15 protein-coding genes are annotated in these 15,620 nt (G+C 33.9%); 3 read left to right on the top strand and 12 right to left on the bottom strand.

Going from position 1 to position 15,620, the window contains the following annotated elements; all coding sequences use genetic code 11:
- Window position 1: 1 nt before the first annotated feature.
- From HM986_RS13805 to HM986_RS13785, 5 genes are all read right to left on the bottom strand, one after another.
- A complete protein-coding gene (locus HM986_RS13805) occupies window positions 2–580 on the bottom strand; it encodes a precorrin-2 dehydrogenase/sirohydrochlorin ferrochelatase family protein (RefSeq protein WP_179335681.1) in 579 nt (192 codons plus the stop codon).
- Between the two features lie 2 nt (window positions 581–582).
- Window positions 583–1,362 (bottom strand): uroporphyrinogen-III C-methyltransferase, encoded by a 780-nt coding sequence (gene cobA, locus HM986_RS13800; RefSeq protein WP_179335680.1) that lies wholly within the window; start codon window positions 1,360–1,362, stop codon window positions 583–585.
- A gap of 10 nt (window positions 1,363–1,372) precedes the next feature.
- A complete protein-coding gene (locus HM986_RS13795) occupies window positions 1,373–3,457 on the bottom strand; it encodes a HEPN domain-containing protein (RefSeq protein ID WP_179335679.1) in 2,085 nt (694 codons plus the stop codon).
- A gap of 9 nt (window positions 3,458–3,466) precedes the next feature.
- Window positions 3,467–4,087, bottom strand: a complete 621-nt coding sequence (locus HM986_RS13790; RefSeq protein WP_179335678.1) for a phosphoadenosine phosphosulfate reductase domain-containing protein — start codon at window positions 4,085–4,087, stop codon at window positions 3,467–3,469.
- A gap of 340 nt (window positions 4,088–4,427) precedes the next feature.
- Window positions 4,428–4,838, bottom strand: coding sequence for an RrF2 family transcriptional regulator (locus HM986_RS13785; protein ID WP_179335677.1), 411 nt, complete (start codon window positions 4,836–4,838; stop codon window positions 4,428–4,430).
- Window positions 4,839–5,128: 290 nt separating this feature from the next.
- Here HM986_RS13785 and metK point away from each other — a divergent pair, with 290 nt between their 5' ends.
- Window positions 5,129–6,418 (top strand): methionine adenosyltransferase, encoded by a 1,290-nt coding sequence (gene metK / locus HM986_RS13780; protein WP_179335676.1) that lies wholly within the window; start codon window positions 5,129–5,131, stop codon window positions 6,416–6,418.
- Window positions 6,419–6,529: 111 nt separating this feature from the next.
- Here the strand turns inward: metK and HM986_RS13775 are convergent, their stop codons facing one another.
- On the bottom strand, window positions 6,530–7,462 hold the full coding sequence (locus HM986_RS13775) for a dihydrofolate reductase (RefSeq protein WP_179335675.1): 933 nt from the start codon (window positions 7,460–7,462) through the stop codon (window positions 6,530–6,532).
- Between the two features lie 299 nt (window positions 7,463–7,761).
- On the opposite strand from HM986_RS13775, the gene HM986_RS13770 reads away from it, so the two are divergent.
- Window positions 7,762–8,058: an isoamylase early set domain-containing protein gene (locus HM986_RS13770; RefSeq protein ID WP_179335674.1), complete on the top strand. Its 297-nt coding sequence runs from the start codon at window positions 7,762–7,764 to the stop codon at window positions 8,056–8,058.
- Window positions 8,059–8,125: 67 nt separating this feature from the next.
- Here HM986_RS13770 and HM986_RS13765 read toward each other — a convergent pair whose 3' ends face one another.
- The 6 genes from HM986_RS13765 to HM986_RS13740 all read right to left on the bottom strand — a co-directional run bounded on the left by HM986_RS13765 (window position 8,126) and on the right by HM986_RS13740 (window position 14,283).
- Window positions 8,126–8,959 carry an energy transducer TonB gene (locus HM986_RS13765; protein ID WP_179335673.1) on the bottom strand — a complete coding sequence of 278 codons (834 nt, stop codon included), beginning with the start codon at window positions 8,957–8,959 and terminating at the stop codon, window positions 8,126–8,128.
- Window positions 8,960–8,968: 9 nt separating this feature from the next.
- Window positions 8,969–9,793 (bottom strand): thymidylate synthase, encoded by an 825-nt coding sequence (locus HM986_RS13760; RefSeq protein WP_179335672.1) that lies wholly within the window; start codon window positions 9,791–9,793, stop codon window positions 8,969–8,971.
- Between the two features lie 159 nt (window positions 9,794–9,952).
- The gene (locus tag HM986_RS13755; RefSeq protein WP_179335671.1) at window positions 9,953–11,665 is read right to left on the bottom strand and encodes a NupC/NupG family nucleoside CNT transporter; all 1,713 of its coding nucleotides are present in this window, start codon (window positions 11,663–11,665) and stop codon (window positions 9,953–9,955) included.
- A gap of 16 nt (window positions 11,666–11,681) precedes the next feature.
- Window positions 11,682–12,299, bottom strand: a complete 618-nt coding sequence (locus HM986_RS13750) for a bifunctional nuclease family protein (protein WP_179335670.1) — start codon at window positions 12,297–12,299, stop codon at window positions 11,682–11,684.
- A gap of 186 nt (window positions 12,300–12,485) precedes the next feature.
- Window positions 12,486–13,448: an electron transfer flavoprotein subunit alpha/FixB family protein gene (locus HM986_RS13745; protein ID WP_179335669.1), complete on the bottom strand. Its 963-nt coding sequence runs from the start codon at window positions 13,446–13,448 to the stop codon at window positions 12,486–12,488.
- A gap of 88 nt (window positions 13,449–13,536) precedes the next feature.
- A complete protein-coding gene (locus tag HM986_RS13740; RefSeq protein WP_179335668.1) occupies window positions 13,537–14,283 on the bottom strand; it encodes an electron transfer flavoprotein subunit beta/FixA family protein in 747 nt (248 codons plus the stop codon).
- A gap of 315 nt (window positions 14,284–14,598) precedes the next feature.
- Here HM986_RS13740 and HM986_RS13735 point away from each other — a divergent pair, with 315 nt between their 5' ends.
- Window positions 14,599–15,576, top strand: coding sequence for a pyruvate dehydrogenase complex E1 component subunit beta (locus HM986_RS13735; protein ID WP_092470291.1), 978 nt, complete (start codon window positions 14,599–14,601; stop codon window positions 15,574–15,576).
- Window positions 15,577–15,620 lie beyond the last annotated feature (44 nt).

Here is a 15,620-nt window from a genome sequence, read left to right as displayed (position 1 = left end):
TCTACATTTTTTCGACTAAACCTTTAGTGAATTCGTTTAATTTTTCGACCTTCTGCTCAAAGTCTCCTTTTATTGTTTTTCTATATATATTGAGATTCTTTACCAAATCATCTATATTTTCTGGTATTACATCTTCAAAAAACTGACGTAATCGTTTTGCTGTGGTTGGCGATTGTCCATTAGTAGAAATCGCCACTTTCACATTACCTTTTGTGACGATGCCTCCCATGTAAAAATCGCAGTATGGTGGATTATCGGCAACGTTGACCAATTTGTTTTGCGAGCGACAATCGTTATACACTTTGATATTAACTTCGGGCTGATCCGTTGTTGCGATCACCATATGATGTCCTTTTAAATAGCCATTTTTATAAATATCGTCAACACGTTTTACGTTTCCGGTGTTAGCAATTGCAATCGTTCCTTCTCTATACATTGGTGACACCATCGTCACATTGGCATCTGGGCTAGATTTTAAAAGAAAAGTTAATTTCTCTTCCGCAACATTACCACCGCCAATAATTAAGACATTGAGATTTTTAGCTTTTAAAAAGATCGGGTATAAATTATTCCGTTCCATAGTTAAGCTATTTGCTTTTGTATTTTATATTGAGCTAAATCAGCTTTGGTGTAAATATCTGTTAGATCTACACGTTGATTAACAACTTCACCTATGATGATAATTGCTGGATTTGAAAGTTGCTGTTCTTTAACAATCGATTCAATATTAGACATTTTGCCAATACCAACATTTTCATTAGGTCTTGTCCCATTTTGAATAATGGCAACAGCAGTTTCAGACTTTCCTTCCTTAGAAAAAATTTGAACAATTTCTGAAAGTTTACTCATACCCATTAAAATAACTACAGTAGCTGTAGATTTTGCGGCTAATGCAATATCCCCAGAAATCTCATGAGATTTTGTAGTTCCTGTAATGACCCAAAAACTTTCGGCAGCGTTTCGTTTCGTTAATGGAATACCTTGATATGCTGGTACAGCAGCCGATGACGAAATCCCAGGAACAACAGCCACTTCAATGGCATATTCCTTAGCATAATCCAATTCTTCTGCACCACGGCCAAATATGAATGGATCACCACCTTTTAAACGAACAACATGACCAAATCTTAAAGCGCGTTGCACTATTAATTCATTTATTTGATTTTGTTGATAAGCATAACACCCCTTTCGTTTTCCAACAAAGATCAATTCTGTACTTGGTGAAGCATACTCTAGTAAATCAACATTTACAAGGGCATCATATAAAATAACATTGGCAGCCTTAATTGCTTTAATTGCTTTTACAGTAATTAAATCTACATCTCCTGGACCTGCGCCTACTATCGTTAATCTTGGTGTCATACTATTGGTTTTATGCAACTTGTGCGTCTCTAAAAGCTCTTACACTTTTTAAAAAATGTTCTGCTGCGTTTATATAATTACTAGCAAAGTCTTCTGTTGGAGGAAATACTTTTATCTGGTAAATGAGATCCGAAAAAGAGGTCCCTAATTCTATTTTTTTAGTTTCTACAAACAACTCATCAAATTGTGCAATAATACCTGCCTGGGTATTGGTACTAATATTTTCTGACAGCAAAATCGCTTTAGCCGAATTTACCATGGAACGATACGCTTCATAAATAGCGCTTGAGTAAACTTTATTATTAAACGCTATTTTTGATTCATCTATTTTCTCGTCACTTTCTAAGAAAAGTGTTGCAATTAAATCGATAACAACCCCTGCGCACTCCCCTATTCCGATAGCCTTAACATACTGCTCATTTGTTCCCCAATCAATAAAATCCTCTTGAGTAAGATTTTCTGTATCTGATAAATCTGTTAATAAGTGATAAAAATATTTTTCACCCTGTTCTTTATAGTAATCGACAAATAATTTTCCGTTAGCCTGTTTTTCATAATCATTTAAGATTCTTCTTAAAGCTTCAGGCCCTCTTCTACTCGGAATTTTAACCACCTTATCAGCGAAATAGGCATTTCCATTCCCTAAGTTTCCACCACCTAAAAGCACTTGCAATGCAGGCGCTACTAATTTGTCTTTGGTTCTAATAGACATTCCTTGAAAACCAATATTAGCCATATTGTGCTGCCCGCAAGCATTCATACAGCCACTGATTTTAATAACTAAATCAGAGTTCTCTAAATATTGTGGATACTCCGTTTTAATAACGCGTTCTAATTCTTCTGCAATTCCTGTACTACTCGAAATTCCTAAATTACAAGTATCTGTTCCTGGACATGCGGTAATATCGACCGCTTTATTATAACCCGCTTCAACGAAGCCTAATTTTTCTAATTCTGTATAGAAAAAAGGTAATAAATCTTCTTTCACAAAAGGGATTAAGATGTTTTGTCTTAAACTCAACCTTAACTCTCCTGCTGCATATTGCTCTACCAAGTCGGCCAATAAACGTGCTTTATCAGTGTAGAAGTCACCTAATAAAACTTTAATTCCGATAGCCACATAACCTTCTTGTTTTTGAGGAATGACATTGGTAGATTTCCATAAATTATAAGCTTCTATATTTTTAATTTCTACGTTTGGTGCGGTTGCAGACACGGGCTTTGAAATTTTATAACCTGAAGTATCAATTGCAACTGATTTGAATTCTATCGCATTCTGTTCGTCTTCAACTAATGTTTTAAAGGCCTCTAACCCGATATCTTTTATTAAGAATTTAAGTCGTGCTTTGGCTCTACTTTTTCGTTCACCATAGCGATCAAAAACTCTTAAAACCCCTTCCATTAAAGGAATAATTTTGTCTGATGGTAAAAACTCGTAAAACAAATCGGCATGCCTTGGCTGCGATCCTAATCCACCTCCCAATAGCACTTTAAAACCTTTAACTCCATCTTTAATTTTGGCTATAAAACCTAAATCGTGCATATACGATAATCCTGTATCTTCATCTGAACTTGAAAACGACACTTTGAACTTTCTTCCCATCTCTTGACAAACAGAATTCCGTAAAAAGAATTTAAATATGCCATCTGCATACGGGGACACGTCAAAAGGTTCATCGATATCAATACCAGCAGTTTCACTTGCCGTAACGTTTCTTACGGTATTACCACAAGCTTCTCTAATTGTAACATCATCGCGCTCCAATTCTGCCCAAAGTTCAGGTGTTCTATTGATATCCACGTAATGGATCTGAATATCTTGGCGTGTAGTGATATGTAATCGGCTTCGAGAATATTCATCCGATACTTCAGCAATACGTCGCAACTGATGACTCAACACTTTACCATAAGGCAATTTGATTCTAATCATTTGCACACCTTCTTGGCGTTGTCCATAAATACCTCGGGCTAGACGAAGACTCCTGAATTTTTCTTCGTCGATTTTTCCATTTTGAAAAAGTTCAATTTTATGAGCTAATTCTAGGATGTCCTTTTGTACTACCGGATTTTCTAATTCTGTTCTGAAACTTTGCATCTGTTCTATTTATTGAAAATGTATACCACATTCTCTATTGAGAAGTGCTTTTATAGGATCGAAATAATAACTGTTCTTAGCTAACTTATTGTCCTCTATATATTGGTCTAAATCCGAATCGCTCCAATAGTAAAATGGACTCACTTTAAGAATACCATCTTTACTATAACTTAAAATATTTTTCTTGTCTCTATATTCTGTTTGTCTTACCCTGATATTAGTAAACCACACATCTGGATTCTGTTCCTTTAAAGCTCGTCTAAATGGCTCAAGCTTCACGGCTTCTGAAAAAATCGCATGATTGTCATCCTCTAAACTTGGTAATCCTATGGTAGAATCAATCTCTTCTCTAGTATATAAACTTTGATACTTTAGAATATTAAGCTTATACTTTTCTATCAATTTAGAAGCATGGTCGTATGTAGTTGGTTGGTTGTACAAGGTATCGCACCATACCACCCTTATAGCGTCATCTAGTTTAGACATTGTACTCAACAAGACCGAAGAATAGATTCCGAAACTTGTCGTTACAATTCTATTATCAGATAACTTTAATGCCCATTCAGCAATTTCATCAGGAGTTTTATCTCTTAATTTTTTATTCCAAACTTCTATATCTATATCAATCATTTTGCCCATTTTATGTTATTCCAAGTACGTTCTTAAAAAAGTAAAGTACCATTTTAGATATTAATTCTATACCCCTATTGTAAATGCAAGTGTTAAAGTGCTTATCAGCCTCCAACTAATTGTTTTAGCAATACTTATTTTAATATTTTCTTGAGGGGCAGAAGAAACATGTTCATCTTTTTCCAAACTCAAATTTACTTGTAATGCCTTATTCATATTCTGTCCTTAATTCTAAATCCTTTTACCCTATAGATTTACTAGGGTAATGCAAACATATAAATTTAATCTAGTATAGCACCTAAAAAAATCAAAAAAAAAGATTAAAAAAAATAAGAATATGCTAATTAGACAAATCAGCCAACGTAGTATTTCGGAATATTTCGAGTGTATTATCGCGCACTTTTAACATTAATTTATTTACGGCACACGCGTCTTCGTCTGTACAATCAGCGCATTTTTCGTAAAAATTTAAACTTACGCAAGGCACCATTGCGATTGGGCCTTCTAGCAACCGCATCACTGTTGTCATAGGAATTTCATTTGGATCCTTTAATAAATAGTACCCACCACCTTTACCTTTTTTAGACCCTAATAATCCATTTTTTCTCAAAGTCAATAATATACTTTCCAAAAATTTTTGAGAAATATTCTCTGATTTTGAAATTGTAGAAATTTGAACAGGCATTCGATCTCGCTGTCGCGCTAAGTGTACCAAGGCTTTAATTCCGTATTTTGTTTTCTTTGAAAGCATAATGTAAATCTAGTACTTTTTTATAAATCTTGAAGACTAAATTGTAGTTCAGAATTCATTAAAACCTAATAAATTCATAAAAAAGATGAATTAAAATTTCATTCCATATAATTTTTCTACTTTTGTATCATCAAAAATTGAGAGGAAAAATTTGATCTGATTGCAACCTCTGACGCAGAATTAAATTCTGCTGAAACAAAAAATGCTAAAGCAGTAAGTTTTCTACTTCTCTAGCGACCAAGCAATCTGAAATTTTTCCGTAGATTTAATATAACCTAAACATAGGACATATGCCATATTTATTTACTTCAGAGAGTGTATCTGAAGGACACCCAGACAAAGTAGCAGATCAAATTAGTGATGCTCTAATCGATAACTTTTTAGCTTTTGACTCAGAGTCTAAGGTTGCTTGTGAAACTCTTGTTACTACAGGACAGGTTGTTCTGGCTGGGGAAGTAAAATCGAACACCTACCTCGATGTGCAAAAAATAGCTAGAGACACCATTAATAAAATAGGTTACACAAAAAGTGCCTATATGTTTGATGGTAATTCTTGTGGCGTTTTTTCTGCTATACACGAGCAATCAGAAGAAATTAACCGTGGTGTAGATAGAGCAACTAAAGAAGAGCAAGGTGCTGGTGACCAAGGAATGATGTTTGGTTACGCTACCAACGAAACCGATAATTATATGCCATTGGCTTTAGATTTATCACATAGAATTTTAAAAGAACTTGCAGAAGTACGTCGCGAAAATAAAGACATTACTTATATCAGACCAGATTCTAAAAGTCAGGTTACCATCGAATATAGTGATGATAACATACCACAACGTATAGACTCAGTCGTAGTTTCAACACAACACGACGATTTCGTAATACCAAAATCCAATTCTAAAGCTGATATTGTAGCTGCTGATGAAGAAATGCTGGCTAAAATTCGTAAGGATATCATTGAACTATTGATTCCTAGAGTTATTGCTAAGTTACCTGAGCATATTCAAGAATTGTTTAATGATGATATTACCTATCACATTAATCCAACCGGTAAGTTTGTAATTGGTGGCCCTCATGGTGATACTGGTTTAACAGGTCGTAAGATTATTGTAGACACTTACGGTGGAAAAGGCGCACACGGAGGTGGAGCTTTTTCTGGAAAAGACCCAAGTAAAGTAGACCGTAGTGCTGCTTATGCTACGAGACATATTGCTAAAAATTTAGTAGCTGCAGGTTTATGTGACCAAGTTTTAGTGCAAGTTTCATATGCTATTGGTGTTGCTAAACCGATGGGAATTTTTATTGATACTTATGGCACGTGCCATTTTAATTTAACAGATGGTGAAATTGCAAAAACAGTTGAAAAACTATTTGATATGCGACCAGCTTTTATTGAAGAGCGTTTAAAATTACGTCAGCCAATATATAGTGAAACTGCAGCTTATGGACACATGGGAAGACAGAATGAAATGGTTACAAAATCATTTGAGCAACCAAATGGTGAACCTATTACTTTAGATGTAGAATTATTTACTTGGGAAAAGTTAGATTATGTTGATAAAGTAAAAGCTGCTTTTGAAATTTAATTAGCTTCATTCAATAGATATCATAAAAACACCCTAACTACGTTATAGCTAGGGTGTTTTTTATTTCTGAAACTTATAGAAATAATATATCAAAGACGAGTTATAACGTTCCTACTTCTTTAAATATGTTATAAACGAAAACGCATACGCATGTTTTTCGTCAGCATCATGCGTTGTTCTATTAACTTCTTGCCAATTGGGCTCATCAATCTCCGGAAAGAACGTATCAGCATTTTCAAACTTGGCATGAACACGAGTTATTTCAAGTTTATCAACTATAGACAGTGCTTGTTTATAAATTTCGCCTCCTCCGATAACAAAAGGCTGTTTATCCGATCTTGCCGCATCTAAGGCATCGTGCAATGAATTAACGACAATAACACCATTGGGTGCTTTGTAATCTTCTTGTCTTGTAATAACAATATGTGTACGATTTGGTAACGGTTTTGGAAAGCTTTCAAAAGTCTTCCTCCCCATAATTATGTGGTGTCCATTAGTAAGAGACTTAAAATGCTTAAGATCGTCACTAAGATGCCAAATTAAATCGTTATCTTTTCCTATAGCATTATCTTCACCGGCAGCTACAATGATCGTTAACTCACTAGATTTTTTTTTCTGTGCTATGATGTCTTTTTTGTTTGTTTCTGTATATGCTTGCGTCTGAGCAATTTTAGTTTCTTCTTTAATAAAATTCTGTTTTAACTTATCTATACGCGCCTCTTGCTGATTTACCAGTTTTTCTAACTGTTGTTTCTCCCAATCCTTTCCCATAAATTTATTGGTAACAAAAACACTTACAAAGTGATAAATAAAAAGAAAGAACCATGCTAAAATTGCATATACAAACCAATCAACACCAGCTGGTTTAAAATTTGCGCCAATTTTTAAAACCGTATTCGCTAAAATTAAAAAGACAGCACCAATTAAAAAGATAACGAAATGCACATACAGTCGCTTCTTCTGCTTAATACGTTTTTGAGCATTTTCAATCAGCTCTAATTGATCTTTATCTATACTAGTAACTTGTTTTTTCTTCCCGAACATAATCGCAATTTAATAAGATAAAGATACTTTATTTTCACCAAAAGAATTGTGAGATTATAGCAGTTTTCTATTTTTTTCTTTTCGAAAACGATAACACTGAAAATCAATAGAATATAATTAATATCTTCTATTATTAATCCGTTAAAATAAGCATGAAAATTTTATGTTGTATACGCTAAATTGAACCCAATATTATTAAATCGATAAATCTTTAGTTTTTAGGCATTTAAACAATTATTCGAACTGAAATCTTTTCTATTTTTGTTATATAATTAATTCTATTCTCTAAATTTATTATTATGGCAATTAAAAAACAGTATTTAAAATCTAAACCTGTTTGTAAAGTAACATTTTCTGTTCCTGCAAAAGAGGCAAAAAATGTAGCTGTTGTTGGAAGCTTTAACGAGTGGAATACTGAAGCTACTGAATTAAAAAAACAAAAGAACGGAACTTTTAAAGGCACTTTAGATTTAGCTAAAGATACGTCTTATGAGTTTAGATATTTGGTTGACGGTGCTTATATCAATGATGATGCGGCGGATTCTTATGCATTTAACGAATTTGCAGGAGACGAAAACTGTGTAATCAATTTATAGATTTTTCTATAATAAAAAGACATTCTAAAAGTATCTCGATTCAGTTCGAGATGCTTTTTTTTGTTTATCATAACAACCGAATTGTAGCTAAAGCACTAAATTTTGTAGCTATGGGTTTACCATTACGTGTTCCTGGCGTTTTAAATTTAGGCATTCGTTTTATAAGTTGAATTACATCTATAGCAATGGCTTTATGGTGTGCCTTAACATTTATATGCTCAGTTTTACCTTTTTTATTAATAATAAACTCTACTAGAAACTGGGTCGTTAACTCCGTAGGAAATACTTTATCAGCGAGTTCATAGTTGAAACTCACTTTGATATAATCCATAATTTTATCTGAAGTGCATTGTTTAGTCTCTTCAAAACTTAACTCTTTATGACAACCTCTATATACAGGATAAGTGGCGTCTACAACTTCATCTTTTTTAGTGTTTACATAAAGAACTAAAGGTATAGAAAAAGGAACTTTAATTGCTTTTCCTCGAAAATAACCAGGAGATGAGAATTTAGGTAATAATTTTAAAACACGCAATGCTTCATTTTCAAAATATTTATCTGGGCCTTCTGCTGTGCCATCAACAATATTTGCTTGTTCGTCAACACTAAATGTTACCAACACTCTAACCTTACCCGAAGAGACTTCAGAATCTTTTGGACGTATTGTATTATAATTTTCTTTGAAAAAATCAGCAATTTTTTGATTTGCACATTCCTTTTTTTCAGCATAAGTCACCCTGTTTTCACAACCTTTATATATGGGAACGTCTTCAACGATACTAAAGCTATCAACATCATTTGTAGCTGCTATAGAATCTAATTCAGATTGTTTATTTGTCTTTTCTTGAGCAGATAATACTAAGCCTCCAAAAAATGCAATAAGAATAAAAAAATGCTTCATGGACTAAACTTAGATGGCAACTTTACCTTTAATATGTGGATGCGGGTTGTAATCAACCAATGTGAAATCTTCAAATGTAAAGTCAAAAATATCTTTTATCTCAGGATTCAAAATCATTTTTGGTAACGGCCTAATATCTCTAGACAATTGTAATTCTAGCTGCTCCTTATGATTATTATAAATGTGAGCATCACCAAATGTGTGAATAAAATCACCCGCTTCATAGCCACAAACTTGAGCCATCATCATTGTAAATAAAGCATAAGATGCAATATTAAATGGTACGCCTAAAAACGTATCTGCACTTCGTTGGTAGAGTTGGCAAGATAATTTACCATCAGCAACATAAAATTGAAAAAACGCATGACACGGAGGCAAAGCTGCTTTTCCATTTGCTACATTCTCTGAAAATGACTTAGATGTATCTGGTAATACTGAAGGATTCCAAGCCGAAACTAACATTCTACGACTATTAGGATTGGTTTTTAAAGTTTGAATAACCTCTTTAATTTGATCGATTTCTTCACTAGCCCAATTTCGCCATTGATGACCATAAACGGGTCCAAGATTACCATTTTCATCCGCCCAATCATTCCAGATTTTTACACCATTTTCAGTAAGATAATCGATATTAGTATCGCCTTTTAAGAACCAAAGCAATTCATATATTATAGATTTTAAATGTAACTTTTTGGTAGTTACCATCGGAAACCCTTCGTTTAAATCGAAGCGCATTTGATACCCAAAAACACTTTTTGTTCCGGTACCGGTGCGATCCCCTTTTTCGTTGCCTTCTGCTAAAATATGCTTTACTAAATCGTGATATTCCTTCATAACATTTCCCACGAGAGTGGGAATCTCTTTTAATTAAACTTTACTCTAATGTTAAATTGCTGATTAGATTTTCAGCAATACGAAAATAAAGAAAAAAAGCATCAAATGTAATATCTAATGCTTTAGTCTATGCGCTATATTATTTTCAATATGACTTAATTATCCAATAATCATCCCAGCAATAGTCGCAGAAATTAAGGACGCAATTGTTCCCCCAATTAAAGCTTTCATGCCAAATTTAGATAATTGTGTCCGCTGCCCTGGTGCTAAAGAACCAATCCCTCCAATTTGAATTCCAATTGAAGCAAAATTAGCAAAACCACAAAGCATATAAGTTGCCATAATTATTGACTTCTCATAAGTAAGATGCGTCGCGTTTGCCGCATTTTTTAAATCAGCCAATTGTATATACCCAATAAATTCACTTGCTGCTAGTTTAATTCCAAGCAACTGCCCCATCAATGCCATGTCTTCAGAGGCAACACCTATAAGCCACATTAATGGGGCGAAGAGATAACCCAAAAGAAATTCTAGCGATAGACTGTCGTATGGTGTATTATCTGCTATAATCTCATTTAAAGATGTGAAATGCCAATCTATATTTAAGAATGCAATTGTAAAACCATCAAATCCCGCAAGGCCTTCAAGAATTCCATTTATCATAGCAATAAAAGCAACGAATACTAATAGCATTGCACCAACATTAACTGCTAATCTTAAGCCTTCAGTTGTTCCGTTTGCAATAGCTTCTAAGATATTAGAACCTATTTTTTCTTGAGACACCGTAACATCTGTATTTACTTCTTCTGTTTGAGGGAATAATATTTTTGAAATCACTATCGCACCTGGCGCAGCCATAACTGAAGCTGCTAATAAATGCTTCGCATAAAATAATTGTAGAGCTTCATCTTCACCTCCTAAAAAGCCAATATAAGCAGCTAAAACAGCACCTGCAACAGTTGCCATTCCACCGATCATAACTAAGAGTATCTCTGACTTATTCATTTTCTCCAAATACGCTTTAATAAGCAAAGGAGCTTCTGTTTGTCCTAAGAAAATATTACCTGCAACACTCAAACTTTCCGGTCCAGAAATACCAAGAACTTTAGATAACAACCATCCCATGCCTTTTACAACTTTCTGAATCAATCCTAAATAAAACAATACAGAAGTTAAAGCCGAGAAGAATATTATGGTTGGTAATACCTGAAAAGCGAAAATAAATCCGAAAGAGTTAATATCTAACATCCCTCCAAATAGAAATTCACTACCTGCTTGTGTAAATCCAAGAATAGCAATAAACCCTTGACCGATATATTCAAAAACGGTCTTTACAAAATCGACTTTTAAAACTCCAATTGCTATAACTAATTGAAACACCAAACCGATACCAACAGTTTTCCAATTAATAGCTTTACGATTACTACTGAACAGAAAAGCGATAAAAATCAAAGTTACCATTCCTAGAACCCCTCTCCATAAACTGGTAAATGAAAACCCTTGATTGGGTATTATTTCTCCTGCATTTATTTCTGGATTAGCGATTATTTCCTCCTTCTTAGAGACCAAATTGAAACGCATCTCTTTTCCTGAGAAAACCAACGTAGAATCTGTAAGTTCAGTTATTTTATATTTTTTAATTGAATTTAAGGAGTCATTGTGATAAAGTACCAACAAGTTATTTTGGTACATATAATCTCCTTTCAAATTTTCTATTGAGTTTGAAGAAAAATTAAATTCTCCTTTCTTAAACTCTAAAGTAGAGTATATACTTTCGGAAGCTGTAGACTCCCATGTTTTCTCAAGTTCCTGAGCTGTTATTGATGAAAGTCCAATAAATATAGCCAGAAAAGCCCTGAAAAACTGATTCATAAAAAAGAAGTATTAGTTAGCGTTTAGAAATTTCGTCTCTTACTTTGGCTGCCATTTCATAATCTTCATTATTAACCGCTTCATTTAAGAGTTCATTGAGTTCTTCGAGAGATTTATTCTTATAACCTTCTTGTTCTGCAGATGCAGTTTCAATTTCTTCAACAATAAGATCATCAACAAGAATACTATCTTGCTCTTCATCGTCTTCCTTTTTTGGATTGACTTTAAGATAGATTCCCGCTTTATCTAAAATATTTTTATAAGTAAAAATAGGAGCTTGAAAACGTAAAGCCAACGCAATAGCATCGCTAGTTCTTGCGTCTATAATTTCTTCAATTTTATCGCGTTCGCAAATTAAGCTTGAATAGAATACACCATCAACCAACTTATGAATAATTACTTGTTTGACAACAATATCGAAACGATCTGCGAAGTTTTTAAATAAATCGTGAGTTAAAGGACGTGGAGGTCGGATTTCTTTTTCTAATGCAATAGCAATAGACTGCGCCTCAAAAGCACCAATTACAATTGGTAGTTTCCGATCACCATCTACTTCATTAAGTATTAAAGCGTAAGCACCATTTTGGGTTTGACTGTAAGAGATGCCTTTGATATTTAAACGAACTAAACTCATAATTTATAAAACACAAAGAACTGTTTAAATTTGGACTTTACCAACTGCATTGTGCAGATTTGGTTAATTTCCTCTATACTTTCGATAAAACGCAAGTGAATAAGAGGAATCTAAATTTAAACAGTCCTTATTAATACCGCATACTTTCTTTTATGAATTGGTATTGAATATTACAAGGTAATAAAATTATGCGTTTGCCGCTTTAAAAGCTTTCAATTTTTCTATTAATTTAGGCACAACTTCAAATGCATCACCTACAATTCCATAATCTGCAGCCTTAAAGAAAGGCGCTTCTGGATCTGTATTTATTACCACTTTTACTTTTGAAGAGTTAATACCAGCTAAATGCTGAATCGCCCCAGAAATACCAATAGCAATATATAGGTTAGACGCCACAGGTTTTCCTGTTTGACCAACGTGTTCACCATGCGGTCTCCATCCTAAATCTGACACAGGCTTAGAACATGCCGTTGCTGCGCCTAAAACTTCTGCAAGTTCTTCAATCATTCCCCAGTTTTCAGGCCCTTTTAATCCTCTTCCACCAGAAACAACGATTTCTGCATCTGCAATACTTACTTTATCTGTTGCTTTATCTACAGATTCAACTTTTACCCCAGATTCTGGAATTGAAGGTGAAAAATCTTCAACTGAGGCATTACCTCCAGACTCGACCAAACCAAACGAATTGTTAGATAAACCCACAATTTTTACATCGGTCGTTATTTCTGTATTTGCAAATGCTTTATTTGTAAAGGCAGAATGCTTTACTGTAAATGGAGAAACGCTAGATGGAGCTGCAACAACATTAGACACATAACCAGCATCTAAACCAACAGCCAGCAATGGTGCTAAATATTTACTATTAGCGCTTGCACTAACCACAACCACTTTTGAATCTTCGTTTTTAGCTGCATTTTCTAAAGCAGCCGCATATTTTTTAGCATTAAAAACTTTTAAAGTTTCGTCCTTTACTAAAAGTACTTTAGAAGCACCATAGTTACCTAGCGCTTCTGCGTTATTAGCATTAAATGCAACCGCTGTAACTGAAGTTCCCATTTGTTCTGCTATTGCCTTTGCATAAGAGACAACTTCTAAAGCTGCCTTTTTAAATTTTCCGTTTTCGGATTCTGTATATACTAGAATTGACATAATTTTTATTTTTGTCATTCCTGCGCAAGCAGGAATCTATGTTGTTATAATTTATTGTATGAATTCCCACCTACGCAGGAATGGCAGATTAAATCACTTTAGCTTCGTTGTGAAGCAAGTTTACTAATTCGTCTATATTATCAGCATCAACCAATTTAACAGCACCTTTAGGAGCTGGCTTTTCAAAACTCAAAACTTTAGTTTCAACATTAGCTTCTGTAGGCTCTATAACCGTTAAAGGTTTTTTACGTGCCATCATAATACCTCTCATATTTGGAATACGAAGATCACTTTCTTCAACTAATCCTTTTTGACCACCAATAACTAAGGGTAACGATGTACTAACCGTCTCCTTACCCCCATCAATTTCCCTAACCGCTTTTGCGTTGGTTCCATCAACTTCTAAATTAATACAATTGGCAACAAAATTAGCGCCTATAATCCCTGCTAACATACCAGGCACCATTGCACCATTATAGTCAATAGATTCTCTACCAGCAATAACTAAATCGTAGGCACCATCGTTGACGACTTTAGCCAATTGTTTTGCAACCGTATAACCATCTATAGCTGGCGTATTTACTCTAATCGCTGAATCTGCACCAATAGCTAAAGCTTTTCTTAAAGTTGGTTCTGTTTCTGCCCCACCCACATTAACAACATCTACACTTGCTCCTTGCTTTTCTTTAAACCACATGGCACGTGTAAGTCCAAATTCGTCATTAGGATTGATTACATATTGCACCCCATTAGTGTCAAACTTTGTATCCCCATCTGTAAAATTAATCTTCGATGTTGTGTCGGGCACATGACTAATACATACTAATATCTTCATATAAAATAATTTATTTTAAACGTCTTTTTCTTGAGTACGAAGATAAAAATAATAATTTGAATTTTACTATGCACGCATAGTAAATATTTGAAAAACTCATTTTTTTCGTAATAAACTATCGATTTTTTAAAAATTTAAAGAATTTTTGCTGATTCTCTTACAATTTAATCATTCTATTATTTAGAAGTCTTCATAAAAAATCAAATAATGCTAAAAAAACATAATGCTTTAAAACATTTTCTTTTTTCACATTAAATTTAATGTCATTATATAGTCTAGAATTATTATTTTTGTTTTTCGAATAAAAATTAGAAAATGAAGACAATTCAATTTAGAGAAGCTATTTGTGAAGCCATGAGCGAAGAAATGCGCAGAGATGAAAGTGTTTATCTTATGGGTGAAGAAGTAGCAGAATATAATGGTGCATACAAAGCATCTAAAGGCATGTTAGATGAATTTGGCGCTAAACGCGTTATCGACACGCCTATTGCAGAACTTGGTTTTGCTGGTATTGCCATTGGATCTACCATGACAGGAAACCGTCCTATTGTAGAATACATGACGTTCAACTTCTCTTTGGTTGGTATTGACCAAATAATAAATAATGCAGCCAAAATTAGACAAATGTCTGGTGGACAATTTAAATGTCCTATCGTATTCAGAGGCCCAACAGCTTCTGCAGGTCAATTAGGAGCAACACACTCTCAGGCTTTTGAGAATTGGTTTGCTAATACTCCAGGTCTTAAAGTGGTTGTACCTTCAAATCCTTATGATGCCAAAGGTTTACTAAAAGCTGCTATTAGAGATGACGATCCTGTTATTTTTATGGAAAGTGAGCAAATGTATGGTGATAAAGGTGAAGTGCCAGAAGGAGAATATGTAGTACCTATTGGAGTTGCTGAAATTAAGCGAGAAGGAACCGATGTTACTATCGTATCTTTTGGTAAAATTATTAAAGAAGCCTACAAAGCTGCTGACGAATTAGAGAAAGAAGGTATTTCTTGTGAAATAATAGATTTAAGAACTGTTCGTCCAATGGATAGAGCTGCAATTTTAAAATCTGTTAAAAAAACAAATCGTTTAGTTGTTTTAGAAGAAGCATGGCCTTTTGGAAATGTTGCTACTGAAATCACTTACTTAGTACAATCGGAAGCATTTGATTATTTAGATGCTCCAATCATTAAAATAAATACAGCAGATACACCTGCACCTTATTCACCTGTATTATTAGCAGAATGGCTACCAAATAGCGATGATGTTGTTAAAGCAGTAAAAAAAGTGATGTATAAATAAATAAAAAGCATATATCTGCGTTTAGTAAACTTCATTTGTAACCC

This window comes from Winogradskyella costae, from assembly GCF_013403865.1.
GTDB lineage: Bacteria > Bacteroidota > Bacteroidia > Flavobacteriales > Flavobacteriaceae > Winogradskyella > Winogradskyella costae.
Note: the sequence above shows the minus strand (reverse complement) of the source record. Positions and strands in the feature narration are given on the sequence as shown.

What these genes read in the sequence shown, in the direction of transcription:
- HM986_RS13805 (WP_179335681.1), bottom strand. Translation starts at nt 580, where the DNA reads ATGGAACGGAATAATTTATACCCGATCTTTTTAAAAGCTAAAAATCTC.
- cobA (WP_179335680.1), bottom strand. Translation starts at nt 1,362, where the DNA reads ATGACACCAAGATTAACGATAGTAGGCGCAGGTCCAGGAGATGTAGAT.
- HM986_RS13795 (WP_179335679.1), bottom strand. Translation starts at nt 3,457, where the DNA reads ATGCAAAGTTTCAGAACAGAATTAGAAAATCCGGTAGTACAAAAGGAC.
- HM986_RS13790 (WP_179335678.1), bottom strand. Translation starts at nt 4,087, where the DNA reads ATGATTGATATAGATATAGAAGTTTGGAATAAAAAATTAAGAGATAAA.
- HM986_RS13785 (WP_179335677.1), bottom strand. Translation starts at nt 4,838, where the DNA reads ATGCTTTCAAAGAAAACAAAATACGGAATTAAAGCCTTGGTACACTTA.
- metK (WP_179335676.1), top strand. Translation starts at nt 5,129, where the DNA reads ATGCCATATTTATTTACTTCAGAGAGTGTATCTGAAGGACACCCAGAC.
- HM986_RS13775 (WP_179335675.1), bottom strand. Translation starts at nt 7,462, where the DNA reads ATGTTCGGGAAGAAAAAACAAGTTACTAGTATAGATAAAGATCAATTA.
- HM986_RS13770 (WP_179335674.1), top strand. Translation starts at nt 7,762, where the DNA reads ATGGCAATTAAAAAACAGTATTTAAAATCTAAACCTGTTTGTAAAGTA.
- HM986_RS13765 (WP_179335673.1), bottom strand. Translation starts at nt 8,959, where the DNA reads ATGAAGCATTTTTTTATTCTTATTGCATTTTTTGGAGGCTTAGTATTA.
- HM986_RS13760 (WP_179335672.1), bottom strand. Translation starts at nt 9,793, where the DNA reads ATGAAGGAATATCACGATTTAGTAAAGCATATTTTAGCAGAAGGCAAC.
- HM986_RS13755 (WP_179335671.1), bottom strand. Translation starts at nt 11,665, where the DNA reads ATGAATCAGTTTTTCAGGGCTTTTCTGGCTATATTTATTGGACTTTCA.
- HM986_RS13750 (WP_179335670.1), bottom strand. Translation starts at nt 12,299, where the DNA reads ATGAGTTTAGTTCGTTTAAATATCAAAGGCATCTCTTACAGTCAAACC.
- HM986_RS13745 (WP_179335669.1), bottom strand. Translation starts at nt 13,448, where the DNA reads ATGTCAATTCTAGTATATACAGAATCCGAAAACGGAAAATTTAAAAAG.
- HM986_RS13740 (WP_179335668.1), bottom strand. Translation starts at nt 14,283, where the DNA reads ATGAAGATATTAGTATGTATTAGTCATGTGCCCGACACAACATCGAAG.
- HM986_RS13735 (WP_092470291.1), top strand. Translation starts at nt 14,599, where the DNA reads ATGAAGACAATTCAATTTAGAGAAGCTATTTGTGAAGCCATGAGCGAA.